This is a genomic window from Lutibacter sp., assembly GCF_013139515.1.
GTDB lineage: Bacteria > Bacteroidota > Bacteroidia > Flavobacteriales > Flavobacteriaceae > Lutibacter.
This window is the reverse complement of sequence record NZ_WTAR01000150.1, coordinates 1-26,124: the sequence shown is the minus strand read 5'-3', so window position 1 is coordinate 26,124 and position 26,124 is coordinate 1. Positions and strand designations below refer to the sequence as shown.

Sequence of the window (26,124 nt, the reverse complement as noted above, 5' to 3'; positions counted from 1 at the left end):
GTATGACCACCAATAATTAAATCTATATTTTTTGTTTTAGAAGCCAATTCTAAATCCCCAATTTTTTTTCTTTCATGACTATAATTATAGCCTAAGTGAGATAAGCATATTACCAAATCACATTGCTCATTTTCTTTTAAAATACGGCTTGTATCTTGTGCAATTTCAATTGGATTTAAATACTTGGTTTCTTTATAGTTTCTTGAATCAACCAATCCTTGTAATTTAATTCCAATTCCAAAAACACCAATTTTAATACCGTCTCTTTTAAAAACCTTATAAGGTTTTACATGTGTATCTAAAACAGTGTTTTTAAAGTTATAATTCGCTGATAAAAAATCAAATTTAGCATGTGGTAATTGTGCATATAATCCATCAATACCATTATCAAAATCGTGATTTCCAATAGTTACAGCATCATATTTTAATAAACTCATGAGTTTAAATTCCAATTCACCACCATAATAATTGAAATAAGGTGTGCCTTGGAAAATATCACCAGCATCTAATAATAAGGTATTTGGGTTTTCAGCTCTAACCTCTTCAACTAAAGTAGCTCGTCTTGCAACACCGCCTTTATTTGCATATCTTGTATGATTACTAGGAAAAGGATCTATATGGCTATGCGTATCATTAGTATGTAAAATGGTGATATGTTTTGTGCTTTTAGAGGCAAACGATTGTAGCGAAAAACCTCCAAGTGTTAAAAAAGCAGTTGCAGCAGTTGTTTTCTCTATAAAATTTCTTCTTTTCATCATATTATTTTTCTTCACGAAATCTTCCATCTAATTTAACTTTAATAGTGTCAGTTTCTTTAAAATAATCAATAATTGCATTTCTCAATTTATAATCTGTTTTGTACAAATTCACAGGGTTTTTAAAAAAAATCATGTTATCACCACCGTGTTGTAAATAATCTGATGTTAACACAAAATAGTTTTTTGAAGTATCAATAGGTGCATTATTTATCTTTAAATCATAACCTTCTTTAGTAATTGCCAGGTTTATGTGTTTTGAAATAGGATGCGCTCTTTTACCGTTTATTAGATAAGTAATCAATTCTTTTAACTTATTTGATGTTATTTCAACAACAACTAATTCATTTTCAAAAGGCATTAAATTAAAAGCATGTTCATTTGTAATTCTACCTTTTGAAATACTAGCTCTTATACCTCCAAAATTAAACATGGTAAAATCTATGTTTTTTCCAGTTCTAGAATTAAAAACCGGGTTTGCTTTTTCGTAACATAAATCAGCCATTAAATTCCCTAAAGAGCTTTCAAGTTTTGCATCATATCTATTTAAGTCTTTATTGGTGTAACTTAAAATGGTACTCATCTCATTTTCAACCTTTTTCCTGTAAGGCTCAATAAGGTTTTTAATAGTTTTAGATGAGTTAATTTCCTCAGTAATTGGTAGCTGTTTCCCTTCAATTTTTACAAGATGTTGAGGTTTATTTTTACAACTAAAAACCAGCATGATTATAAATAATGAAATAATAATTTTTTTCATTGCAGAAATACTATGATTTTAATTAGTTTTGTAATTATAAGCGTAAATATAGATGATTTTTACAGGATTTAAACGAAAAAGCAATCAAATTTTTTTTAACAAACGGATAACAAAATTTTTGGAAATATCAGAAAATATTATTTCTAAAGAAGTAAAAAAAGTACTCATTATTTTAGATGACATTTCAGATAAAGAGTTTGTAAAGAATGATTTATTATCGCTTTTTAATATTTCAGAAGAAAAAATAACAATACTTGTTTTTCAACATAAAGTAGCTAAAGAACCTACTTCTGAAGAGATAATATCTCCAGCCGATTTTGGCTGGTACGGTAAAATTAAATCTGATAAATTGAAAGCTGTATTAACAAATAAATATGATTTGTTAATTAATTACAGTAAAGTTGATAATATATATAGCAACTTATTATTATTGCAGTGCAAAGCAGGATTTAAAGTAGGGTTTAAGCATTTAGATAATCGTTTTTACGATTTAACAATTGATTGTAATTCAAATGAATTAGAGCTGTTTAATAAAGAATTAAAAAAATATTTAGCCATTTTAAATAAAATATAATGAAAGAATTGTTAGGAACTGGAGTAGCGTTAGTAACCCCTTTTAATGAAGATAAATCAGTAGATTTTGAAGGGTTAAAACGTTTAGTGAACTATCAAATAGATAATGGCATAAATTATTTAGTTATTTTAGGTACAACGGGTGAACCAGCTACCTTAACTTCAGAAGAAATAGAACAAGTTAAAGCAACGGTTGTTAGTACAAATAATGGGCGACTTCCTATGGTTTTAGGAATTGGAGGAAACAATACCTTGGCTGTAGTTGAGGAATTAAAAAATACAGATTTGTCAAATTATTGTGCTGTGCTTTCAGTTTCACCATATTATAATAAACCGACACAAGAAGGTATTTATCAACATTTTAAAGCAGTTTCAGAAGCAAGCCCAATACCAATTATTTTATACAATGTACCAAGTAGAACGGGTGTAAATGTTGAACCAGCCACAGTAATTAGAATTGCTGAAGAGTTTAAAAATATTGTAGCAGTTAAAGAAGCAGCAGGTGATATTATACAAGTACAACGTTTAATTAAAAGTAAACCAGCTGATTTTATGGTAATTTCAGGTGATGACATGATTGCTTTACCAATGGTGTTAGCAGGTGGAGCAGGAGTAATATCAGTAATTGGACAAGGATTGCCTAAAGATTTTTCTGAAATGATTCAGTTAGGATTAAAAGGCAATGTAGCTGAAGCAAACGCACTTCATTATAAAGTAATGGATAGTATAGATTATATATTTGAAGAAGGAAATCCGGCAGGGATAAAAGCATTGTTAAAAATAAATAATATTTGTTCAGATAATGTGCGTTTACCTTTAGTGAAAGCTTCTTATGATTTACAACAAAAATTAAATATCTTTGTAAAAAATTACTAGAGAACTTATCTGCTAATTTTTAAACTGTAAATCAACAACATTAAATATAAATACTATGTTATCAGAAAGAATGCAATCCGTTTTAAATAAACAAATTAGAATAGAAGCAGAATCTTCTCAAATTTATTTAGCAATGGCCTCTTGGGCTGAACTTCAAGGGTTGGAAGGAACATCTGAATTTATGTATGCAGCATCTGATGAAGAAAGAATGCACATGCTTAAATTATTTAAATACATTAATGAACGTGGTGGACATGCGCAAGTAACTGAGTTAAGCGCACCAGCATTAGAGTTTGGTTCAATAAAAGAGATGTTTGAAACATTATTTAAGCACGAAGTTTATGTTTCACAAACTATTAATGAATTAGTTCATATTGCACTTGAAGAAAAAGATTACGCTACACATAACTTTTTACAATGGTATGTTGCAGAACAAATTGAAGAAGAAGCACAAGCAAGAACTATTTTAGATAAAATTAATTTAATTGGTGATGATAAAGGTGGTTTATATTTGTTTGATAATGATATTAAGCAACTTACAGTAGTAAGTTCTGTAGCTCCGCCAGCTTAACAATTAACAAACAATTAAGATTGATAAGTAATATTTATTCTAAAACACAGTTATTTTTGTGGTTTATTGAAGTATAAAAAATCATTTTAATAATCCATTTTAAATAACTAATTTTGCCAAATGCAAAAAAACAAAATTTACATATTCATTTTATTGATAGCTATAGGTGTTTCATCTTGTAGTGAATATCAAAAAGTATTGAATAAAGGTACTGTTGAAAAGCAATATGAAATGGCTACAAAATTGTATGAAATACAAAAATACAATAAAGCCATACAGTTGTTTGAGAAAGTTACGCCAAACTATAGAGGGAAACCTCAAATGGAACGTATTCAATATATGATAGCTCAAGCTCATTATAATACCAAACAATACACTTTAGCCGCTTACTATTTTGATAAGTTTGTGAAAAACTACCCGAAAAGTTCTAAAATAGAAGAATCAGCATATTTATCGGCTCATAGTTATTACAAAGCATCTCCAATTTTTAGCTTAGATCAAAAAGATACGTATGAAGCTATTAACGCTCTGCAAAACTTTATATTTAAATACCCAAATTCAGCTAATATTGCTGATGCTAATAAATATGTAAAAGAGCTGACATACAAATTAGAAAAAAAATCATTTGAAATAGCAAAACAATATTATCATACAACAGATTATATTGCGGCAATTGTTGCATTTGATAACTTATTATCTGATCATTTAGGAACTTCATATAAAGAAGAAGCTTTATACTTTAAATTTAAGGCAGCTTACGAATTAGGTATAAATAGTTATATTACCAAAAAAGAAGAGAGAATTACAAATGCTTTAAAATTTCATGAAAGATTTAAGAGAGGGTTTTCAAAATCAGAATACTTAAAGGAAACAGAAAAATTAGCAATTGAATTAACTGAAGAATTAAAAGCAGTAACAGCATTAAAAACACAAACTAATGGATTATAAAAACTCACAAGCAGCAACTACAACTGTAACTTACGACAAAAATGAAATTGAAGCTCCAACAGAGAATATCTATGAAGCTATAACAATTATTGCTAAAAGAGCTGAGCAAATTAGTGGAGATTTAAAAAGTGAACTAGTTGAAAAACTAGAAGAATTTGCTACTTATACAGATAGTTTAGACGAGGTTTTTGAAAATAAAGAACAAATTGAAGTTTCTAAATTTTACGAAAAATTACCTAAATCAACTGCAATAGCTGTGCAGGAATGGATAGAAGGAAAAATTTACCATAGAAACCCTGAAGCATTAGAAGAATAAATGTCAGTTTTAAGTAGTAAAAATATACTTTTAGGCGTTACTGCCGGTATTGCTGCTTATAAAACAGCTCATTTAGTACGACTTTTTATTAAAGCGGGTGCAAATGTTAAAGTTGTAATGACGCCTGCTTCTAAAGAATTTGTAACACCGCTTACACTTTCAACACTATCAAAAAATCCTGTTGTTTCAACTTTTTATGATAAAGAAGATGAAAATGAACAATGGAACAGTCATGTAGATTTAGGTCTTTGGGCAGATTATATGGTAGTTGCTCCGGCAACTGCAAATACATTGTCAAAAATGGCAAATGGTGTTTGTGATAATTTATTATTAGCAACCTATTTATCGGCGAAATGTAACGTTTATTTTGCCCCAGCAATGGATTTAGATATGTATCAGCACCCAACTACTAAGCTAAGTGTTGACAAATTACAAAGTTTTGGAAATGTTTTTATACCACCATCAAGTGGTGAATTAGCAAGTGGTTTGGTTGGTGAAGGACGTATGGAAGAACCTGAAAACATAGTGTCGTTTATTGAAAATGATATTATAAGAGGCTTACCATTATTTAATAAACAAGTTTTAATTACTGCAGGCCCAACTTACGAAGCAATTGACCCAGTTCGTTTTATAGGAAATCATTCTTCAGGGAAAATGGGATTTGAATTGGCAAAATCTGCTGCTAATTTAGGTGCAAAAGTCTATTTAATTACAGGACCTTCTAACGAAAAAGTGAATCACTCTTTAATTCAAAGAATTGATGTTGTAAGTGCAGAGGAAATGTATACTGAAGTTCATAAACTATATAGTTTAGTTGATATAGCAATACTTTCAGCTGCTGTTGCAGATTATAAACCTAGTGTAGTATCTTCAATAAAAATAAAAAAAGCTGAAAATACAATGACTATTGAGTTAGAGAAAACTCATGACATTTTAGCTTCATTAGGGAAAATTAAAATAGCACAATTTTTAGTTGGTTTTGCATTAGAAACAAACAATGAAATTGAAAATGCGATGATTAAATTAAAAAAGAAAAATTTAGACCTAATTGTGCTAAATTCTTTACAAGATAAAGGTGCCGGATTTCAAAAAGAAACAAATAAAGTAACTATTATTGATAAATTCGAAAAAATTTCAGAATTTAGTCTAAAATCTAAAGCAGCTGTTGCTACAGATATTTTTAATGAAATTTTGAATAAAATATATGCATAAAATCCTTCAAATATTACTTATTTTATTTACTTCAGTACTAGTAAATGCTCAGGAATTAAATTGTTCAATAACTGTTAATGCTGATAAAATACCGGGTTCTAACAAACAAATATTTACAACATTAGAAAATTCAATAAATGAATTTGTAAATCAAAAACGTTGGACAAACTTAAATTACAAACCTCAAGAACGCATAGATTGTAATTTTACATTAACAATTTTAGAGCAAAATGGTAGCGAGTTTAAAGGTCATATTCAAATACAATCTTCTCGTCCAATTTATAATTCATCGTATTTATCACCGGTTTTTAACTTTAAGGATGATAATTTTTCATTTCAATATACAGAGTTTGAGCCACTGCAATTTAACGAAAACACGTTTGAATCTAATTTGGTATCGGTTATTTCGTTTTATGTGTACACTATTTTAGGTTTTGATGCAGACACATTTGTGTTAGATGGAGGAACATCGTATTTTACAAAAGCTCAAAATATACTTGTTCAGGCTCAACAAAGTGGTTATGCTGGTTGGAATCAGAATGATGGAACAGGAACTAGATTTACACTTATAGACAACATATTATCACCAACATATAGCTTGTTTCGAAATTCAGTATACGATTACCATTTAAAAGGTTTAGATGTAATGAGTGAAGACACAATGAAAGCGAAGCAAAAAATCGCTGAATCTATAACTGGTTTAAAATCAATTTTTGATAGCCGTCCAAATGCATTTTTATTGCGTGTTTTTATGGATTCAAAAGCAACAGAAATTGCAAGTGTATTTTCTGACGGACCTATAGTTGATACTAGTAAATTAAAAGAAGACTTGTTAAAAATTTCACCAGTGAATGCTGCAAAGTGGAATGAAATAGAGTAATTTTCACCATTAAATTACAAAAATGCTTATAAATCTTTCCATAAAAAACTATGCTTTAATTGAAAGTTTATCGGTTAATTTTAAAGATAAATTATCTATTATTACAGGTGAAACAGGAGCAGGTAAATCTATTTTGTTAGGCGCACTTGGTTTGGTTTTAGGGAAAAGAGCAGATTCTTCAACATTAAAAAAAACGGAAGAAAAATGCATTATTGAAGCTCAGTTTTCTATTTCAAATTACTTATTAGAACCATTTTTTGAAGAAAATGATATAGATTTTGAACAAGACACTATTATTAGACGTGAAATTTTGCCAAGTGGTAAATCTAGAGCGTTTATAAATGATACTCCAACAACATTGCAAGTACTGCAAACTTTAAGTGAAAAGTTAATTGATGTACATTCTCAACACCAAACATTGCAATTATCTGATGTTAGTTTTCAATTTAAAATTATTGATGCTTTAGCAAAAAATTCAGCTAAAATAGAGTCTTACAAAAGAGGATTGAAATTATACAATCAACTTATAAAAGAGTTAGATAAACTTAAAAAAAATCAAGAATTAGCAAAAGAGCAATACGAATATAATTTACATTTATTTGAAGAATTATCTAAAGCTAACTTACAAGTAAATGAACAACAGGGTATTGAACAATCATTAGATAAACTTAATAATATTGAAGAAATTAAATTAAATTTATCTGAAGCTCAGGATATTGCTTTTAATGATGAAATTGGCTTAAAACCTTTGTTAAACTCTATAGCTAATAAATTGAGTGTAATAACTGGTTTTTCAGATGAGTACAAGGATTTATATGATAGAGTTTTAAGTGTTAAAATTGAATTTGATGATATTGCTTCTGAAGTTGAAAACTATAATGAAACTATAGATTTTGACGCTTCTGAATTAGAGAAATTAAATAATAGATTACAATTAATTTATAATTTACAGAAAAAACATGCAGTAATTACTATTGCTGAATTATTGACTATTCAAGAAGAACTGTCTGTAAAAGTTGATGCTGTTGAAAATTCTTCAATTACAATTTCTAAAAAAGAAGCTGAGGTAAATAGTGTATCTGGTAAAATTGATGTTTTAGCAAAATCTATTTTCACCCAAAGAGAGAAGGCTATTCCTGTGCTTGTAAAAAAAATGGAACACATACTTGTCAATTTAGGTATGGAAAATACACGTTTTCAATTTAACTTAAAACACAGTAATCAGTATTTCTTAAATGGAAAAGATGAATTGCATTTGTTGATTTCAGCAAACAAAGGTGTTAATTATGGAGAATTAAAAAAGGTGGCTTCTGGTGGTGAATTGTCAAGAATTATGTTAACAGTAAAAGCTATTCTTTCAGACTATTTAAAGCTGCCAACAATTATTTTTGATGAAATTGATACTGGAGTTTCAGGTGATGTTTCACAAAAAATGGGTGAAATTATGCAACAAATGAGTGAGAATATGCAAGTAGTTACAATTACACACTTACCCCAAATAGCCGCAAAAGGAAAGCAACATTATAAAGTTTATAAACAAGATGTTAATAATGATATAGTAACTAAATTAAGCGAATTATCTGATAATGAGCGTATAACTGAAATTGCTGAAATGCTAGGAGGTAAAAATATCTCTGATACAGCAATTGATCACGCTAAACAGTTGTTAAACTAAGAATTTACTATATTTGCAAACTATTAAAATAAAAATCAATAACAAAATACAACTATGTATAACTTATTAAAAGGGAAAAAAGGAATTATTTTTGGAGCCTTAGATTCTAAATCTATAGCGTGGAAAGTAGCTGAAAGAGCTCATGAAGAAGGCGCAACTTTTGTATTGACAAATGCACCTGTTGCATTAAGGTTAGGAACTATTTCTGAATTAGCAGATAAAACAGGTTCACAAGTTATTCCAGCTGATGCAACATCTATGATGGATCTTGAAAACCTAATTGATAAATCTACAGAGATTTTAGGTGGTAAAATTGATTTTGTTTTACATTCAATAGGTATGTCAGTTAATGTACGTAGAGGAAACCATTATACAAATCAAGATTATAATTTCACAAAAACAGGTTGGGATGTATCTGCATTATCTTTTCATAGATTAATGAGTATGTTGTATAAAAAAGATGCTATGAATGAATGGGGAAGTGTAGTAGCTTTAACTTATATGGCTGCTCAACGTGTTTTTCCAGACTATAATGATATGGCAGATAATAAAGCATATTTAGAATCTGTAGCACGTAGTTTTGGTTATTTCTTCGGAAGAGATAAAAAAGTTAGAGTAAATACAATTTCACAATCTCCAACACCAACAACTGCTGGTAGTGGTGTAAAAGGGTTTGATGGTTTTATTGCTTATGCTGAAGAAATGTCACCTCTTGGAAATGCTACTGCGTTAGAATGTGCAGATTATACCATTAGTTTATTTTCTGATTTAACTAAGAAGGTAACTTTACAAAACTTATTTCATGATGGAGGATTTTCAAATATGGGTGTGAGTAATGCTATTATGGATAATTTTATGGAATCGTTTGACCATGAGGGAGCAGTTGCCGAAGAAACTAAAACAAAGAAAGAGAAGTAATATTCTGAAATTATATAAATAAAAAAAGCGTTGATTTTAATCATCGCTTTTTTTTTGTCCTATTTTTAAAGAATGTCAATCAAAATAAAAAAATAATACTTTTAGAAGTATGAGTATTGTCACTCTTTACATGAATTAATTCTTTTAAATTTGATAAGTTAAAAAATTAAAGACTTAAAAGAATAGTATGAGACCACTTAAAATTATAGTGCTAGCAAAACAAGTTCCAGATACCAGACACGTTGGTCCTGATGCAATGAAGCCAGATGGTACTGTTAATAGAGGTAAACTTTCAACTGTATTTAATCCAGATGATTTGCATGCGTTGGAATTAGCCTTAAATATAAAAGATAGAATACCGGGAACACAGGTAACTATTTTAACTATGGGACCACAAAAAGCTGCTGATATTATTCGCGAAGGATATTATCGTGGTGTTGATGATGGTATTATGATTTCCGATAGACGTTTTGGAGGAGCTGATACGTTGGCAACTAGTTATACGATAGTTCAAGCAATAAAGAAAATAGCCGATTATGATTTAATAGTTGGAGGGCGACAAGCTATTGATGGAGATACTGCTCAAGTTGGTCCACAATGTGCCGATAAATTGAATATCCCTCAAGTTACTTATGTTGAAGAAATTCTTGAGATAAAAGAGGATGAAATAATTGCCAGACGTCGTTTAGAAACAGGAGTTGAAACTGTGTCTGCACCGTATCCTGTTTTAATGACTGTTCATGGCTCTTCTCCTGACTGTAGATCAAGAAAGGCAAAAAAAGTAATGAAATATAAATATGCCAGAACTAAAACAGAAATGAGAAAAGGCGATCCTGTTTTAGAAGCATTGCATTTAAAAAGACCTCATTTGGTTATTCCTGAATGGAGTGTTGAAGATATTAATGCTGATGTAACTAAAATTGGTCTGGCTGGATCACCAACGAAAGTAAAAAGTGTATCAAGCATTGTATTAACGGCAACCGAATCCAAAGTGTTAACCGATTCAGATAGTGATATTGAAGGAATGATTAAAGAATTAATTAAACATCATACCATTGGGTAGTTGATATAACTTAAAATAAGTAAGATGAAAAGTGTATTTGTTTATTGTGAAGTAGAAAATCAAAAAGTAGCAGAAATAAGCCAAGAGTTATTATCAGCAGGGAAACGTTTAGCAGAAAAATTAGGCGCACCTCTAGAAGCTATGGTTAATGGAAAAGATTTAAAAGGCATTGAAAGTCAAATTGCACCTTATGGTGTTGATAAGTTATTTGTGGGTGATGATACTAGATTAGAACCATATAGAACGTTGCCTCATGCAGCATTGGTAACTAAAGTATTAAAACAAGAAGACCCACAAATAGTTTTATTTGGAGCAACTTCTGTGGGAAGAGATTTGGCACCAAGAATTGCTTCAAAATTAAATTGTGGCTTAACAGCTGATACAACAATTTTAGATATTGGTGATCATTTTGTAAAAAAGGAAAAGAAAGAATATACCGATTTATTATATGCTATTCGTCCAGCTTTTGGAGGAAGTATTATGGCCAATATTATTAATTGGGATATGCACCCACAAATGGCTACGGTTAGAGAAGGTGTAATGAAAAAAGAAATTTTTGATGCGAATTACAAAACAAAAGTAATTTCGGTCAAAGTAAATGAAGTTGTTTCTGATACAGATTTTGTGGTGAAAATAATTGAACGCCATATTGAAGAATCGGAAGTGAATTTAAAAGATGCGCCTATTATTGTTGCTGGTGGGTACGGAGTAGGGTCAAAAGAAAACTTCGACCTACTGAAAAATTTAGCTAATATATTAGGCGGTGAAGTTGGAGGTTCAAGAGCAGCAGTAGATGCTGGATTTATTGATCACAATCGCCAAATTGGACAAACTGGAACTACTGTTCGACCAAAATTATACATTGCAGCTGGTATTTCAGGAGCTATTCAACATACAGCAGGTATGCAAGATGCATCTTTGATTATTTCAATTAATAATGATCCTGAAGCTCCAATAAATGCATTGGCCGATTATGTAATCACAGGTGATTTGGGTATAGTTATTCCTAAGATGATTCAATATTATAAGGAAAACGCTAAATAGAGTAACAAACTGAATTGATGAGTTGAATTACGACTCCAACTATAAAACAGAAAAAAATGAATAATTTTTTCACAGATACTCCGGATTTTAAATTTCATTTAAAAGATCCAATTGTACAAAAAATTGTAAAGTTAAAAGAAGATAATTTCAAACAATCTGAAGAGTTTGATTTCGCACCTTTAAATCATGATGATGCTATTGACACCTATGAGAAAATATTAGAAATTGTAGGTGATATATGCGCTAATACTATTGCAACCAACGCAGAATCCGTTGATATTGAAGGGCCTCATATTGAAAATAACGAAGTTATATATGCCAAAGGGACTACTGAAGATTATAAAGCATTGTATGATGCAGGTTTAATTGGAATGTCTTTACCACGTAAATATGGTGGATTAAATTTTCCTTTATTACCATATGTGATGGCTGCTGAAATGGTAGCAAGAGCAGATGCTGGTTTTGCTAATATTTGGGGGTTACAAGATTGTGCTGAAACTATTTACGAATTTGGTTCAGAAGAACAAAAAGATAAGTTTTTACCACGTTTTAATAGAGACGGAGCAACAGCTGCAATGGTTTTGACAGAGCCAGATGCGGGTTCTGATTTACAAGCTGTAAAATTGAAAGCTACATATAATGAGGAAAAGAAAATCTGGATATTAAACGGCGTAAAACGTTTTATTACCAATGGAGATGCTGATATATCATTAGTTTTGGCGAGATCTGAAGAGGGAACAAGTGATGCGCGTGGATTATCTATGTTTATATACGATAGAAACGACCACGCCGTTGAAGTTCGACATTTAGAAAAAAAATTAGGAATTAAAGGTTCTCCAACCTGTGAATTGGTATTTAAAGATGCTCCAGCAGAATTAGTTGGAAAAGAGCGTTTTGGATTGATTAAATATGTAATGTCTTTAATGAATTCCGCACGTTTAGGTGTTGGTGCTCAGTCGGTTGGATTGGCTGATGCAGCTTATAGAGAAGCGTTGAAGTACGCTGAAGAAAGAGCACAGTTTGGAAAAGTAATTGCTAATTTCCCAGCAGTTTACGAAATGTTAACGAATATGAAAGTTCGAATAGATGCACTTCGGTCATTATTATATGAGACAACACGATTTGTAGATATTTTAAAAGCATACGAGGAAGTGATGAAAGACCGAAAGTTGGAAAAAGAAGAACGTATGGAGATGAAACATTACGGTAAACTTTCCAATGTATTTACACCTCTAATTAAATTAACAGCTAGTGAAGCTTGTAACAAAATCGCATATGATTCTTTACAAGTTCATGGAGGAACTGGATTCATGAAAGATTTCCCAATAGAACGTATTTATAGAGATGCTCGTATTACTTCAATTTATGAGGGAACTTCACAATTACAAGCTGTAGCGGCTATAAAAGGTGTAACTACGGGTGTTTTCTTAGAACAAATTAAAGCCTATGATACGGAAGTTTCTGATAAAAATTGCGAAATAAGAACGAAGCTTCATAAAATGGCAGAAGAGTATCAGACAATTGCACAAAGAGTTATTGAGCAGAATAGTAATGAGTTGATTGATTTTCATTCAACGAGACTTGTTGAAATGGCCGGAAATATTATTATGGGTTATTTGCTTGTGCTTAATAGCCAAAAAGATGAAAAATTTGTAAAAACTGCAAGATTATTTGTGAATTTAGTGAGGTCTGAGAATAAGGAGAGATTTGATTATATGAGTGGTTTTAGTTTAGAGAATTTAGAAATGTACAAAGATATAGATTTAGAAGTATTACAGCATTAAGATAGAATTCTAACAAATTAAGAAAAACCTATTTTGAGAACTCAAAGTAGGTTTTTCTTTTAATAAGATAAAGTTAATTATAATAAATAAAGTAAATTTGACATTGTAAAAAATATATTTGTGAAGCTTCAATTTTCTATAATTATACCTGTTTATAATCGTCCTCAAGAAATTGAGGAGCTTCTTTTAAGTTTAACTAAACAAACCTATAAAAGTAACTTTGAGGTGATTGTAGTTGAAGATGGTTCTACATTGAAAGCTGATGCAATTGTTGCTAGCTTTTCAGAAATTTTAAATGTTCAATATTTTTTTAAACAAAACAGTGGAGCGGGAGCAAGTAGAAATTTTGGAATGGAGAGAGCAACTGGAAATTACTTCATTATTTTCGATTCAGATTGTATAATTCCTTCTCAATATTTAGATGAAGTTGATAAAGCTTTAACTACAAATTATACCGATGCTTTTGGTGGTGCAGATGCTGCACATGAATCATTTACAGTAATTCAAAAAGCCATAAATTATAGTATGACTTCTTTCTTAACAACTGGAGGAATAAGAGGTAATAAAAAAGCAGTAGATAAATTTCAACCTCGAAGTTTTAATATGGGAATTTCTAAAAAAGCGTTTGAGACCACAAAGGGTTTTAGTAAAATGAAAATAGGTGAGGATATAGATTTAACCTTTAGATTGTGGGAAAATAACTTTGAAACACAATTTATTGAAAATGCCTTTGTGTATCATAAACGAAGATCAACGTTTCAGCAGTTTTTTAAACAAACTTTTGCTTTTGGAAAAGGACGACCTTTTTTGAATACTAAATATCCGAATACCGCTAAAATCACCTATTGGTTTCCTTCTATTTTTATACTACTTTTATTAGTCTCTTTAATTTGTTTATTGTTTAATATTCATGTTTTTGCATTGTTGTTTGTAGTGTATTTTACATTCCTATTTTTTGATTCATTATTGAAAAATAAAAATATAGCAGTGTCTATTACAAGTGTAATAACAACTTTAATACAATTTACAGGTTATGGGTTAGGTTTTCTAAAAGGATTGTTTTTTAATAACTAGCAGTTATTCAATTTTTTTTAGAGGAACAATTTCAATAAAATAGTACACAATTGAACCAATACTTCCTGTGAAAATTAATAAAAGTGTCCACATAATTTTTTTATTAGTATCGTTATCAGTTTTATTATTGGTATGTACTATATAATAAATTTTTATTCCTAAACTAGTTATAGCCATTAAAATTATTAAAGGGATAAACCAAGCTAAAGAGCGAAAAAATTCTACAGGAAATTCATTTTGATGGTGTTCAAGTGTAATTGCATTTTCAAGAAATACAGTAAAGAAAAAAACAAAGAATGCAATTAAAAACACAATTGGAAGAAATGTGAAAAAAGCGAGCCAAAATTTAGTAGAAGATTTCATAAGTTATTGAATTAAAGATTAGGACTTTAAAATTACTAAATTTTTAATAAAAAAAAGGTTGAGAATTATTCAACCTTTTTTTTACCCTTGCTAATTTTTATAGTTAACTCGTTTGTTTTTTTATCTAAATCCATAGAAATTGTGTCTCCTTCATTTAATTTTGAATTCACAATTTCTTCAGCTAAGGTATCTTCAATGTATTTTTGAATTGCGCGTTTTAAAGGTCGTGCACCGTATTGTCTGTCAAATCCTTTATCTGCAATGTAATCTTTTGCTTTATCAGATAATTTAAGGTGATACCCTAAGTCTTCAATTCTCAATACTAATTTTCTTAATTCAATATCAATAATAGAATGAATATCTTCACGTTCTAAAGCGTTAAATACCACAACATCATCAATTCTATTTAAAAACTCAGGAGCAAACGATTTTTTCAAAGCATTTTCAATCATACTTTTAGCATTTGCATCAGCTTGTGATGTTTTAGAAGCAGTTCCAAATCCAACACCAGCACCAAAATCTTTTAATTGTCGAGAACCAATATTAGAAGTCATAATAATAATGGTATTTCTAAAGTCAATTCTTCTACCAAGACTATCCGTAATATGTCCGTCATCTAGAATTTGAAGTAGCATATTAAATACATCAGGATGTGCTTTTTCAATTTCGTCTAATAAAACTACGGCATATGGTTTACGTCTAATTTTCTCTGTTAATTGTCCACCTTCTTCATAACCAACATAGCCAGGAGGCGCTCCAATTAAACGAGAAATAGCAAATTTCTCCATATACTCACTCATATCAATTCTAACTAAAGCGTCTTCATTATCAAATAACTCAGTAGCTAAAACCTTTGCTAATTGTGTTTTCCCAACACCAGTTTGACCTAAAAAGATAAACGAACCAATTGGCTTGTTAGGATCTTTAAGTCCAACTCTATTTCTTTGAATGGCTTTTACAACTTTAGCAACAGCTTCATCTTGCCCAATTACTTTGCCTTTTATAAGGTTTGGTAAATCGTGTAATCTTTGGCTTTCTGCTTCAGCAACTCTATTCACAGGAATTCCTGTCATCATAGAAACTACTTCTGCAACATTATCTTCGGTAACAATTTCTTTATTTAATTTTGAAGCTTCTTCCCAGCGTAATTGTGCAGCAAGAAGTATGCCTTCAACTCGTTTTTCATCATCACGTAAACGAGCAGCTTCTTCATATTTTTGGCCATTAACAGCCGCAGATTTATCTTCTTTAATTTTTTCTAATTGAGTTTCTAAACTTAAAACTTCTTTAGGTACAACAATATTTGTAATATGAATACGAGAACCGGCTTCGTCTAAAGCATCAATTGCTTTGTCTGGTAAAAAACGGTCGGTCATATATCTATTCGTTAATTTTACACAAGCTATAATTGCAGCATCTGTATAATCAACATTATGATGTTCTTCATATTTCTCTTTTATATTTTGTAAAATCTGGATAGTTTCATCAACCGAAGTTGGTTCAACAATTACCTTTTGAAATCTACGTTCTAAAGCGCCGTCTTTTTCAATATTTGTTCTAAATTCATCTAAAGTTGTTGCTCCAATGCATTGAATTTCACCTCTTGCCAAAGCAGGTTTTAACATGTTTGAAGCATCTAAAGATCCAGTTGCACCACCAGCACCAACAATGGTATGAATTTCATCAATAAATAAAATGATATCTTCATTTTTTTCTAATTCATTCATAAGCGCTTTCATACGCTCTTCAAATTGTCCACGATATTTTGTACCTGCAACTAAACTTGCCAAGTCTAATGAAACAATGCGTTTGTTAAATAATATTCTTGAAACTTTACGTTGAATAATACGCAAGGCTAAACCTTCAGCAATGGCAGATTTACCAACTCCAGGTTCACCAATTAACATTGGGTTGTTCTTTTTTCGTCGACTTAAAATTTGAGAAACGCGTTCAATTTCCTTTTTTCTACCAACAACAGGGTCTAACTTCCCTTCTTCAGCTAAACGTGTTAAATCACGCCCAAAATTATCTAAAACGGGTGTTTTAGACTTCTTTTCAGTAGGTTTATTTCCTTTTGGTTGTTCAAATGGATTAGATTTTGGTGTGTCAAAATCATCATCTGAATTACTTTCGGCTCTGGGTAAATCTATTTCTTCATCTAAAAAGGCTTGTTTAAAAATTGTTTTTACATCATCATAACTTGCGCCAAAATTGTGTAATAATTTAGTTGTAGGATCATTTTCATTACGTAAAATACATAATAATAAATGAGCTGTATTTACTGATTCACTTTGATATAGTTTAGCTTCTAAAAAAGTAGTTTTTAGTGCTTTTTCAGCTTGTCTAGTTAAATGCAAGCTTTTCTTTTCAGTTGTAAAATCTATTGAAGGGTTTGCAGGGCTTAATATTTCAATTTTTCTGCGCAAATGGTCAAGGTTTATATCTAATGAATTTAATATTTCAATAGCCTTGCCATTCCCTTTTCTTAATAACCCAAGCATTAAATGTTCTGTACCAATAAATTCATGGCCTAAACGTAAGGCTTCTTCTTTGCTATAGGTAATTACATCTTTAACTTTTGGTGAAAAATTATCGTCCATAATTCTGTGTTTATATTGTAAAATTAACTGATTTTTTTCTTTTTTATGTACAAAAAGAGCACCACTTTTAATTATTTTAATGAAATAGTCGTATTTTAATGATGAAAATTACTGAAAGTCAACGTTTTATAGTTGTTTTTTTTAATGATTTATTGTTGATAAATATTATAAAAACAACACGATAAATAACTTGTAAAAAAGTGAAAAATTGTATATTGCTTTATTAAAATAAGACACTAAAATAAAATTAAAAATTTATGGCAGACGGAGAAAAATTGATACCTATTAATATTGAAGACGAAATGAAATCTGCTTACATTGATTATTCAATGTCAGTAATTGTTTCTAGAGCTTTACCAGATGTGCGTGATGGTTTAAAGCCTGTACACAGAAGGGTGTTATTTGGTATGCATGAATTAGGCATAAAAGCAACCGGATCTTATAAAAAATCAGCAAGAATAGTTGGGGAAGTATTAGGTAAGTATCACCCACATGGAGATACATCAGTATACGATTCTATGGTGCGTATGGCACAAAATTGGAGCGTACGATATATGATGGTTGATGGTCAAGGTAATTTTGGTTCTGTTGATGGTGATAGCCCAGCAGCAATGCGTTATACTGAGGTACGTATGCAAAAAATATCAGAAGACATGCTTTCTGATATTGAAAAAGATACCGTAGATCATAAACTAAACTTTGATGATACTTTAAATGAACCAACAGTTTTACCAACTCGTATTCCTAATTTATTAGTAAATGGAGCTTCAGGTATTGCAGTAGGTATGGCTACCAATATGGCGCCTCATAATTTAACTGAAGTTATTAATGGTACGTTGGCATATATTGAAAACAGAGATATTGAGATTTCTGAATTAATGCAACATATTAAAGCTCCTGATTTTCCTACAGGAGGAATTATTTATGGTTATGAAGGTGTAAAAGAAGCTTTTGAAACAGGAAGAGGAAGAATAGTAATGCGTGCAAAAGCTACTATTGAAGAAGTTCAAGGTAGAGAATGTATTATTGTTACTGAAATTCCTTATCAAGTGAATAAAGCAGAAATGATTAAGAAGACTGCTGACTTAGTTAATGAAAAGAAATTGGAGGGTATTGCTAATATTAGAGATGAATCTGATAGAAATGGTATGCGTGTGGTTTATATTTTAAAACGCGATGCAATTCCTAACATTGTCTTAAATAAACTATACAAATATACCGGACTTCAAACTTCATTTAGTGTAAATAACATAGCACTAGTAAATGGACGTCCACAACAATTAAACTTAAAAGAATTAATTCATTATTTTGTAGAACACAGACATGAAGTAGTTGTTAGAAGAACTGAATTTGAACTTAGAAAAGCAGAAGCTAGAGCTCATATTTTAGAAGGTTTAATTATTGCCAGTGATAATATTGATGAAGTAATTAAAATAATTAGAGCGTCTTCAAATGCAGATGAAGCTAAAGAAAGCCTAATTAAACGTTTTGAGCTGTCAGAAATTCAAGCGAAAGCAATTGTAGAAATGCGTTTACGCCAATTAACAGGTTTAGAGCAAGATAAATTGCGTGCAGAATATGACGATATCATGACATTAATTATTGATTTAAAAGATATTTTGGCAAATGAAGATAGACGTTATCAAATTATTAATGAAGAATTAATAACTGTTAGAGACAAATATGGTGATGATCGTAGATCTGTAATTGAATACGCAGGTGGAGATTTATCTATAGAAGATATGATTCCTAACTCTAAAGTAGTTGTAACTATTTCGCATGCAGGTTACGTAAAGCGTACTAATTTAGATGAATATAAAGTTCAAAATAGAGGTGGTAGAGGTCAAAAAGGTGTGGCTACAAGGAATGAAGATTTCTTAGAACACTTATTTATTGGAACTAACCACCAATATATGTTGTTCTTTACTCAAAAAGGAAAAGTATTTTGGATGCGCGTTTATGAAATACCAGAAGGAGGTAAAGCTTCAAAAGGAAGAGCTATTCAAAATTTAGTAAATATTGAACAAGATGATGTTGTAAAAGCATTTTTAGTTACCGAAGATTTAAAGAATGAAGAATATGTAAATAGCCATTATATAATTATGGCAACTAAAAACGGTCAAGTTAAAAAGACTTCTTTAGAACAATATTCTCGTCCAAGAACAAACGGTATTAATGCAATTACAATTAAAGACGGAGATGAGCTTTTAGAAGCTAAATTAACTACTGGAGATAGTCAAATTATGATGGCATTAAAATCTGGAAAATCAATACGTTTTGAAGAAAGTAAAACACGTCCAATGGGTAGAGGTGCTTCAGGTGTTAGAGGAATTAGATTGAACCATGAAAATGACGAAGTTATTGGAATGATTGCTGTTGACGATATTAATAGCAATGTTTTAGTAGTTTCAGAAAAAGGTTATGGAAAACGTTCAAGTCTTGAAGATTATAGAATTACTAACCGTGGAGGTAAAGGTGTTAAAACAATTAATATTTCCGAAAAGACAGGCGGTTTAGTAGCTATTAAAAATGTAACAAATGATGATGATTTAATGATTATCAACAAATCTGGAATTACAATTAGAATGGCTGTTGCTGATTTAAGGGTTATGGGTAGAGCAACTCAAGGTGTTAAGTTAATTAACATTAAAGATAATGACTCAATTGCAGCAGTTGCAAAAGTATTGCATGAAGAAGATGAAGTTATAGACGGAAATGAAAATGGCACGGAAATTGAAAATAATAATGAAGCGAACAATAACGAGGATAATAAAAATCAAGAATAAACCAATTACAATGAGAAAACAAGTATTAGTTCTGTCAACTCTATTTTTAAGTTTGACAGTATTCGGACAAAAAAGTGAACTAAAAACTGCTGATAAGGCTATTAAGTCTAAAGACTATGTTGCAGCAATGGCAGCAATAAAACAAGCTGAAGCTTTAATTGAAAATGCAGATCAAAAAACAAAAGCTAAATTTTACTACTTAAAAGGGAAAGCAATATACCAAGACGGAGCTGAAAGTGTAGATGTTTTAAAAGTTGGTGATGCGTTTAATGCATTAATTGATTATGAAAATGAAATTAAGAGCTCTAAGTACTCAAGTGAGTTTGGAGAAATTTTAAACAAACTAATAAATGATATTGCTGCAAAAGCTTCAAGTAGTTATAGTTTGGCAATTCAAACTAAAGAAGCAGCAGACTATATTAGTGCAGCTAAAAAGTTTCACCAAGTATTTTCTTTAAGCCCAAGAGATACTTCTTTTTTAGATAATGCAGCCTTAGTTTACTATTTTGGTAAAGATTATGAAACTTCAAAAAATCTATACGAAAAATTGTTAGAGCTAAACTACACAGGTATCACTACAATTTATAAAGCAACAAATAAGGAAGATGGAAAAGACATTACTTTTAACGATAAAAAAGCAATGGATTTACAAGTAAAATTAGGAATTGTAGAAAACCCAAGAGAAGAAGCAAAGGATTCTCGTAGGGAGTTTATATTCAAAAATTTAGCACAAAATTACTCAGCTTTAGAAGATAATGCAAAAGCCTTAGAAGTAATTGCTGATGGTAGAGCAGAATTTACCGAAAGCTATTCTTTATTAATTGATGAAGCTAATATTCATTATAAATTAGGTGATACTGATAAATTTAAAGAAAAATTAGAAGAGGCAATTACTATAAATCCTACAGACCCAACACTATATTACAATGTAGGTGTAATGAATATGGATCAAAAAAACATTGATGAAGCTATTAAATATTTTGAAAAAGCAATTGAATTAAAACCAGATTATGGAGATGCTTATAACAATATTGGAGCTGCAATAATTGAGAAAGTTAATCCTATAATTGAAGAAATGAATAAGAGTTTATCAGATTTTGATAAATATGATAGATTACAAGCTGAACAGCTTGAAGTCTACAAAGAAGCAATACCATATTATGAGAAAGCGTATGAATTAGATGGGGAAAATATTAGTATTATTCAAACCTTAATGGGTTTATACGAAAATTTAGATATGACTGAAAAAGCTGATGAATTAAGACCTATTTACAAAAAATTAAAAGGATAATTAAATAGATTCTTTTAAAAAAAAAGCTCACAATTGTGAGCTTTTTTTTATATAATTTTTTTAATAACTCTTAGTTTATGAGTGTGTTTATGTGTGTCTATATTAAAAATACCGCTATGGTCAATTCTATCAATTCTAATTTTTCCATGAGCATGGATAATATAATTATCTTTCATAATTATACCAACATGAGTAATAGTACCTTCATTATTATCAAAAAAAGCTAAATCACCAGGTTCGCTTTCTTCAATAAAGCTTAAAACCTCACCTTGTGTAGCCTGTTGTGTTGCATCTCGTAATAATTTATAACCACAAAGTTTATAAACCATTTGAGTAAATCCAGAGCAATCAATACCAAAAGGTGTTTTCCCGCCCCATAAATAAGGAGCGTTAAGATATTTAAAGGCGTTATTAATAATTGCTTCTTTAGGTTGTTTTTTTATAATAACAGTACCTTCATAATTAAAATTAGTGTTGTTTATTGATAAGTTTTTATGATTGTAAAAAGGTAAACAAGCACCTAGGGTTACTGTAATAAAGTTTTCTTTTTTATCTGTAGCAAATTCAATTAATTCATTTGCTAAAATAGTTTCAGTAGTACTTAATTTTATGTAAGTTTCTTCAGGAATTTGTTCAAATTGTTTATTGTCAATCCAGCCTTCATAATTATCAAAAGCAAGTCTAACTTTACTCCAGTTTTTGCGTAGCTCAATAATTTTAAAATGTTCACCAAATAATATTTGTGAAATCATTTCACTATTATCGTTTGGTTCAATTCTAAGAGGGACAATACTTAAATTACAAATTCCGTAGTGCATATGACTAAATTACATTCTTTCAATTATTATTGCACTTGCACCACCACCACCATTACAAATTGCTGCAGCACCTATTTTTGCATTTTTTTGTTCTAAAATTGAAGTTAGAGCAATAACAATTCTAGCACCAGACATACCTAATGGGTGGCCTAAAGATACTGCACCACCATTCACATTTACTTTAGCTGAATCTATGCCTAAAATTTTAATATTTGCCAAACCAACAACTGAGAAAGCTTCGTTAAATTCAAAATAATCAACTTCACTTTGTGAAATTCCAGCTTTTGAAAATGCTTTTGGTAATGCTTTTGCAGGTGCAGTGGTAAACCATTTTGGTTCTTGAGCTGCATCAGCATAACCTTTTATTTTCGCAATTGGTATTAAGTTTAATTCTGCTGCTTTTTCAGCGCTCATTAAAACTAAAGCAGCAGCACCATCATTAAGTGTTGATGCGTTAGCAGCTGTTACAGTACCGTCTTTACTAAAAACAGGACGTAAAGTTGGAATTTTTTCCATTTTTACGTTTTTGTATTCTTCATCTTCAGAAAAAATAATTGGCTCACCTCTTCTTTGAGGAATTTCAACCGGAACAATTTCATTTAAAAAAGCTCCATTTTTCCATGCTGTAGCTGATTTGTTATAAGAGTCTATTGCAAAATTATCTTGATCTTCACGTGTAAAATTATATTCAGTTGCACATAAATCACCACAAGTGCCCATATGTTGTTGGTCGTACACATCGGTTAATCCATCAACTAAAAGTCCATCTGCAACTTTTAAATTACCTAATTTGGTTGCTTTTCTTCCTGCAATATAATGTGGAATGCTACTCATGTTTTCCATACCACCTGCCACAATTATATCAGCATCATCAGATTTAATTGATTGAGCAGCCATCATTATAGCTTTCATTCCAGAAGCACATACTTTATTAATAGTTGTACATGGAACTGTATTTGGAATACCTGCGAAAATTGCTGCTTGACGTGCAGGAGCTTGTCCTAAACCAGCTGAAACAACATTTCCCATATAAACTTCATCAACTAATGTTGGATCTAAATTTATTTTATTTAATGCTCCTTTTATAGCAATAGCGCCAAGTTTTGTGGCAGAAACATTAGTTAAACTGCCTAAAAAACTTCCAATAGGCGTCCTGGCAACGGAAACAATTACAACTTCTTTCATAAATAATTATTAGAATAAATCTATTGCGAATTTAAGAAAATAAATAGAATCTATTAAATTTTAAAGTATAGTTTATTGAAGTTGATGAGTTGTAGGTATTTTTTTTATTTAAAATAATGAAATTGTTTTAAACTAAAATTTTAATTGTAAAATTTACTAGATTTGAAAATATCTTTAAAATTTAAACAGTTCTCAAATATATATAACTTTATTATTACTATTTTTGAATTGCAAATGCCTACTTCGTGAAAAAATTCATAAATAAATTACTCGTAAACCATTCACTAATATATAAACTGTTTTTATATATAGCTTCTATTATTTTGGTTGTTTACCTTTTTCCGAAGGGCGGACAATTTAAATATGAATTTCAAAAGGGAAAACCGTGGCAATATGAAAATTATTATGCTCCTTTTGATTTTGCAATACAAAAATCTGCTGAAGAAGTTACTGCGGAAACAGAAAATATAAAGAAAAATTCAAAACAATTTTTTGAGTATAATGAAGAGGTTGTTGTTATAGTAAAAAATGAAATTTCATCAAAAATTAATCAGCTATTATCAAAATCAGAACTTACGAGTATCCAAAAAATCGAGTTATTTTCTAAAGCAATAAAAATTGTTAATTCAATTTATGAATATGGCTATATTGAAACTTCTTTTATTTCAATTATAGAGAAAAAGCAACTTATCTCAATTAAAAAAGGAAATAAAATTCAAGATATACCTCCTTACAAACTTTATAATTCTTCACTATTATTTGATTTTATTAATTCTAAAATAGGTATTCAACCTTTTACAGAAGAAGAAAGTGGAGTGTTAAATATAATTTCTGAAGAATTAAAACCTAATGTAAGTTTTGACGAAAGTTTTACAGATAAAGTTTTAAAAGAAAATTTAAGCCAACTTTCATACACAAAAGGGCTTATCTCAGAAAAAGAACGAATTATTTTTAAGGGAGATATTGTTGAAGGAGAAAAATTAGCAAAGTTAAATTCAATTAAAAGCGAATTTGAATCTCAGGTTTGGAGTAAGTCAAATTATAATTGGATTGTGTTTGGATATAGTATTTTAGTGGCATTATCGTTTTTAATGTTATTGCTTTTTTTAAGAAAATATAGAGTAGAAATTTTTGAAAATAATAATAAAGTAACATTTATATTTTTTAATATATTATTGATTGTACTTTTAATAACACTTATTGTAAAGTATGATGCGAAATTTGTATATGCCGCACCAATTGTAATATTGCCATTAGTGTTAAAAGCTTTTTTTGATGCTAGGTTAGGGTTGTTTACGCATGTTTTAACAGTGTTGTTACTTGGGTTTATTGTGCCTAATAGTTTTGAGTTTATATTTCTTCAAATTATAGCAGGTATTGTAACTATTTTAACTATATCTGAACTTTATAAAAGAGCAAATTTATTTATTTCGGTTCTTCAAATAACCTTTGTTTATTTTCTTGCTTATTTTGCTTTCTCAATTATTCAAGAAGGGAATGCACAAAATTTAGATTGGGACAAATTTTTATATTTTTCATTAAATGGTGCAGCTACTTTATTTGTTTTACCGTTGATATATATATTCGAAAAAATGTTTGGGTTAATTTCTGATGAGTCTTTAAAAGAATTATCGAATACAAATTCAAAATTATTACATGAGTTAGCTGAAAAGGCTCCAGGAACATTTCAGCATTCATTACAAGTAGCAAATCTAGCTGAAGCTTGTGCTAATGAAATTAATGCAAATTCTATGCTTGTTCGAACTGGAGCATTATATCACGATATTGGTAAAATGGATAATCCCATGTTTTTTACCGAAAACCAATCAACTAACGTAAACCCACATAACGAACTTACACCAAAAGATAGTGCTCAAATAATTATCAACCACATTATTAAAGGTGTTGAAAAGGCAAAAAAACACCATTTACCAGATAGGATAATTGATTTTATAAGAACACATCATGGAACCACATTAGTTTATTATTTTTATAAAAAAGAAGAAGAATTAAGAGGGGGAGAAGAAGTTGAAATGAAGTATTTTCAATATCCTGGACCAATTCCTTTTTCAAAAGAAACAGCTATATTAATGATGTGTGATTCAGTTGAAGCAGCATCAAAAAGTGTTAAAGAGCCAACCGCTCAGGCTTTTGATAATTTAGTTGAAAAAATTGTAAATAAGCAAATGGAAGATGGTCAATTTATGAATGCGGATATTACTTTTAAGGAGTTACAAACTATTAAAAAGGTGTTAAAGAAGAAGTTAAAGAATATTTATCATTTAAGAATAGAATACCCAGAATAATTTTATTCGTTTTTTAGATAAAAAAAACAGAAAAATGTTGTGTAAATGCATTTCTAGTGCTACATTTGCACTCGCAAAAATAGGTTCATAAACATATTTAGGAGAGGTGCCAGAGTGGTAATGGAGCAGATTGCTAATCTGTCGACGGGTAACTGTCGCCAGGGTTCGAGTCCCTGTCTCTCCGCAAAATTAAAGATAACCATTTTCGGGGTGTAGCGTAGCCCGGTTATCGCGCCACGTTTGGGACGTGGAGGCCGCAGGTTCGAATCCTGCCACCCCGACATTTTAGAGTTACGGGCTCGTAGCTCAGCTGGATAGAGCACCTCCCT

22 protein-coding genes and 2 tRNA genes are annotated in these 26,124 nt (G+C 30.2%); 18 read left to right on the top strand and 6 right to left on the bottom strand.

From position 1 onward, the window contains the following. Together GQ540_RS12935 and GQ540_RS12930 are read right to left on the bottom strand one after the other, a co-directional pair. Positions 1-755: bifunctional UDP-sugar hydrolase/5'-nucleotidase (locus GQ540_RS12935; RefSeq protein ID WP_291801833.1), on the bottom strand; the 755-nt coding region annotated here is incomplete at its 3' end. Between the two features lie 4 nt (positions 756-759). Continuing rightward, positions 760-1,512, bottom strand: coding sequence for a 5'-nucleotidase C-terminal domain-containing protein (locus GQ540_RS12930; protein ID WP_291801831.1), 753 nt, complete (start codon positions 1,510-1,512; stop codon positions 760-762). Between the two features lie 118 nt (positions 1,513-1,630). On the opposite strand from GQ540_RS12930, the gene GQ540_RS12925 reads away from it, so the two are divergent. The 13 genes from GQ540_RS12925 (at position 1,631) to GQ540_RS12865 (ending at position 14,446) form a co-directional block, all read left to right on the top strand. Further along, positions 1,631-2,086, top strand: coding sequence for a hypothetical protein (locus tag GQ540_RS12925; protein ID WP_291801828.1), 456 nt, complete (start codon positions 1,631-1,633; stop codon positions 2,084-2,086). Next, a complete protein-coding gene (gene dapA, locus GQ540_RS12920) occupies positions 2,086-2,961 on the top strand; it encodes a 4-hydroxy-tetrahydrodipicolinate synthase (RefSeq protein WP_291801825.1) in 876 nt (291 codons plus the stop codon). The genes GQ540_RS12925 and dapA overlap by 1 nt, the downstream gene beginning before the upstream one ends. Before the next feature lie 55 nt (positions 2,962-3,016). Further along, complete coding sequence (locus tag GQ540_RS12915; protein ID WP_291801823.1) at positions 3,017-3,532, top strand: ferritin; 516 nt, start codon at positions 3,017-3,019, stop codon at positions 3,530-3,532. A 120-nt stretch (positions 3,533-3,652) separates the two neighbouring features. After that, positions 3,653-4,480, top strand: a complete 828-nt coding sequence (locus GQ540_RS12910; protein ID WP_291801821.1) for an outer membrane protein assembly factor BamD — start codon at positions 3,653-3,655, stop codon at positions 4,478-4,480. Continuing rightward, positions 4,470-4,796, top strand: coding sequence for a DNA-directed RNA polymerase subunit omega (locus tag GQ540_RS12905; RefSeq protein ID WP_291801818.1), 327 nt, complete (start codon positions 4,470-4,472; stop codon positions 4,794-4,796). Before GQ540_RS12910 ends, GQ540_RS12905 begins: the two co-directional genes overlap by 11 nt. Beyond that, positions 4,797-6,008, top strand: coding sequence for a bifunctional phosphopantothenoylcysteine decarboxylase/phosphopantothenate--cysteine ligase CoaBC (gene coaBC, locus GQ540_RS12900; protein WP_291801815.1), 1,212 nt, complete (start codon positions 4,797-4,799; stop codon positions 6,006-6,008). Further along, positions 6,001-6,888 carry a DUF4835 family protein gene (locus GQ540_RS12895; protein ID WP_291801812.1) on the top strand — a complete coding sequence of 296 codons (888 nt, stop codon included), beginning with the start codon at positions 6,001-6,003 and terminating at the stop codon, positions 6,886-6,888. Before coaBC ends, GQ540_RS12895 begins: the two co-directional genes overlap by 8 nt. A gap of 22 nt (positions 6,889-6,910) precedes the next feature. Then, a complete protein-coding gene (gene recN, locus GQ540_RS12890) occupies positions 6,911-8,563 on the top strand; it encodes a DNA repair protein RecN (protein ID WP_291801809.1) in 1,653 nt (550 codons plus the stop codon). A gap of 54 nt (positions 8,564-8,617) precedes the next feature. After that, complete coding sequence (locus GQ540_RS12885) at positions 8,618-9,481, top strand: SDR family oxidoreductase (protein WP_291801806.1); 864 nt, start codon at positions 8,618-8,620, stop codon at positions 9,479-9,481. 187 nt (positions 9,482-9,668) lie between these two features. Then, a complete protein-coding gene (locus tag GQ540_RS12880) occupies positions 9,669-10,544 on the top strand; it encodes an electron transfer flavoprotein subunit beta/FixA family protein (RefSeq protein ID WP_291801803.1) in 876 nt (291 codons plus the stop codon). 24 nt (positions 10,545-10,568) lie between these two features. Then, on the top strand, positions 10,569-11,588 hold the full coding sequence (locus GQ540_RS12875) for an electron transfer flavoprotein subunit alpha/FixB family protein (protein WP_291801800.1): 1,020 nt from the start codon (positions 10,569-10,571) through the stop codon (positions 11,586-11,588). 56 nt (positions 11,589-11,644) lie between these two features. Beyond that, complete coding sequence (locus GQ540_RS12870; RefSeq protein WP_291801797.1) at positions 11,645-13,372, top strand: acyl-CoA dehydrogenase family protein; 1,728 nt, start codon at positions 11,645-11,647, stop codon at positions 13,370-13,372. Positions 13,373-13,492: 120 nt separating this feature from the next. After that, positions 13,493-14,446: a glycosyltransferase gene (locus tag GQ540_RS12865; RefSeq protein ID WP_291801795.1), complete on the top strand. Its 954-nt coding sequence runs from the start codon at positions 13,493-13,495 to the stop codon at positions 14,444-14,446. A 3-nt stretch (positions 14,447-14,449) separates the two neighbouring features. On the opposite strand, the gene GQ540_RS12860 is transcribed toward GQ540_RS12865, so the two are convergent. Both GQ540_RS12860 and GQ540_RS12855 read right to left on the bottom strand, forming a co-directional pair. Continuing rightward, on the bottom strand, positions 14,450-14,809 hold the full coding sequence (locus tag GQ540_RS12860; RefSeq protein ID WP_291801793.1) for a PLDc N-terminal domain-containing protein: 360 nt from the start codon (positions 14,807-14,809) through the stop codon (positions 14,450-14,452). A gap of 65 nt (positions 14,810-14,874) precedes the next feature. After that, a complete protein-coding gene (locus GQ540_RS12855; RefSeq protein ID WP_291801790.1) occupies positions 14,875-17,409 on the bottom strand; it encodes an ATP-dependent Clp protease ATP-binding subunit in 2,535 nt (844 codons plus the stop codon). Between the two features lie 257 nt (positions 17,410-17,666). Here GQ540_RS12855 and gyrA point away from each other — a divergent pair, with 257 nt between their 5' ends. Further along, positions 17,667-20,195: a DNA gyrase subunit A gene (gene gyrA / locus GQ540_RS12850; protein ID WP_291801787.1), complete on the top strand. Its 2,529-nt coding sequence runs from the start codon at positions 17,667-17,669 to the stop codon at positions 20,193-20,195. Between the two features lie 10 nt (positions 20,196-20,205). Continuing rightward, positions 20,206-21,486, top strand: coding sequence for a tetratricopeptide repeat protein (locus GQ540_RS12845; RefSeq protein ID WP_291801783.1), 1,281 nt, complete (start codon positions 20,206-20,208; stop codon positions 21,484-21,486). A 47-nt stretch (positions 21,487-21,533) separates the two neighbouring features. Here GQ540_RS12845 and GQ540_RS12840 read toward each other — a convergent pair whose 3' ends face one another. Both GQ540_RS12840 and GQ540_RS12835 read right to left on the bottom strand, forming a co-directional pair. Continuing rightward, on the bottom strand, positions 21,534-22,304 hold the full coding sequence (locus tag GQ540_RS12840) for a C40 family peptidase (protein WP_291801780.1): 771 nt from the start codon (positions 22,302-22,304) through the stop codon (positions 21,534-21,536). 9 nt (positions 22,305-22,313) lie between these two features. Next, on the bottom strand, positions 22,314-23,489 hold the full coding sequence (locus tag GQ540_RS12835; protein ID WP_291801778.1) for an acetyl-CoA C-acyltransferase: 1,176 nt from the start codon (positions 23,487-23,489) through the stop codon (positions 22,314-22,316). Positions 23,490-23,734: 245 nt separating this feature from the next. On the opposite strand from GQ540_RS12835, the gene GQ540_RS12830 reads away from it, so the two are divergent. The 3 genes from GQ540_RS12830 (at position 23,735) to GQ540_RS12820 (ending at position 26,076) form a co-directional block, all read left to right on the top strand. Then, the gene (locus GQ540_RS12830) at positions 23,735-25,795 is read left to right on the top strand and encodes an HDIG domain-containing metalloprotein (RefSeq protein ID WP_291801776.1); all 2,061 of its coding nucleotides are present in this window, start codon (positions 23,735-23,737) and stop codon (positions 25,793-25,795) included. 100 nt (positions 25,796-25,895) lie between these two features. Beyond that, a tRNA-Ser gene (locus GQ540_RS12825) sits at positions 25,896-25,979 on the top strand. Positions 25,980-26,001: 22 nt separating this feature from the next. Further along, positions 26,002-26,076 (top strand) — tRNA-Pro (locus tag GQ540_RS12820). Positions 26,077-26,124: the final 48 nt, after the last annotated feature.

Coding starts and splice junctions, on each gene's coding strand:
- GQ540_RS12885 (WP_291801806.1), top strand. CDS start 8,618: ATGTATAACTTATTAAAAGGGAAAAAAGGAATTATTTTTGGAGCCTTA.
- GQ540_RS12915 (WP_291801823.1), top strand. CDS start 3,017: ATGTTATCAGAAAGAATGCAATCCGTTTTAAATAAACAAATTAGAATA.
- recN (WP_291801809.1), top strand. CDS start 6,911: ATGCTTATAAATCTTTCCATAAAAAACTATGCTTTAATTGAAAGTTTA.
- GQ540_RS12860 (WP_291801793.1), bottom strand. CDS start 14,809: ATGAAATCTTCTACTAAATTTTGGCTCGCTTTTTTCACATTTCTTCCA.
- coaBC (WP_291801815.1), top strand. CDS start 4,797: ATGTCAGTTTTAAGTAGTAAAAATATACTTTTAGGCGTTACTGCCGGT.
- GQ540_RS12910 (WP_291801821.1), top strand. CDS start 3,653: ATGCAAAAAAACAAAATTTACATATTCATTTTATTGATAGCTATAGGT.
- gyrA (WP_291801787.1), top strand. CDS start 17,667: ATGGCAGACGGAGAAAAATTGATACCTATTAATATTGAAGACGAAATG.
- GQ540_RS12870 (WP_291801797.1), top strand. CDS start 11,645: ATGAATAATTTTTTCACAGATACTCCGGATTTTAAATTTCATTTAAAA.
- GQ540_RS12845 (WP_291801783.1), top strand. CDS start 20,206: ATGAGAAAACAAGTATTAGTTCTGTCAACTCTATTTTTAAGTTTGACA.
- GQ540_RS12855 (WP_291801790.1), bottom strand. CDS start 17,409: ATGGACGATAATTTTTCACCAAAAGTTAAAGATGTAATTACCTATAGC.
- GQ540_RS12930 (WP_291801831.1), bottom strand. CDS start 1,512: ATGAAAAAAATTATTATTTCATTATTTATAATCATGCTGGTTTTTAGT.
- GQ540_RS12875 (WP_291801800.1), top strand. CDS start 10,569: ATGAAAAGTGTATTTGTTTATTGTGAAGTAGAAAATCAAAAAGTAGCA.
- GQ540_RS12880 (WP_291801803.1), top strand. CDS start 9,669: ATGAGACCACTTAAAATTATAGTGCTAGCAAAACAAGTTCCAGATACC.
- GQ540_RS12840 (WP_291801780.1), bottom strand. CDS start 22,304: ATGCACTACGGAATTTGTAATTTAAGTATTGTCCCTCTTAGAATTGAA.
- GQ540_RS12835 (WP_291801778.1), bottom strand. CDS start 23,489: ATGAAAGAAGTTGTAATTGTTTCCGTTGCCAGGACGCCTATTGGAAGT.
- GQ540_RS12905 (WP_291801818.1), top strand. CDS start 4,470: ATGGATTATAAAAACTCACAAGCAGCAACTACAACTGTAACTTACGAC.
- GQ540_RS12895 (WP_291801812.1), top strand. CDS start 6,001: ATGCATAAAATCCTTCAAATATTACTTATTTTATTTACTTCAGTACTA.
- dapA (WP_291801825.1), top strand. CDS start 2,086: ATGAAAGAATTGTTAGGAACTGGAGTAGCGTTAGTAACCCCTTTTAAT.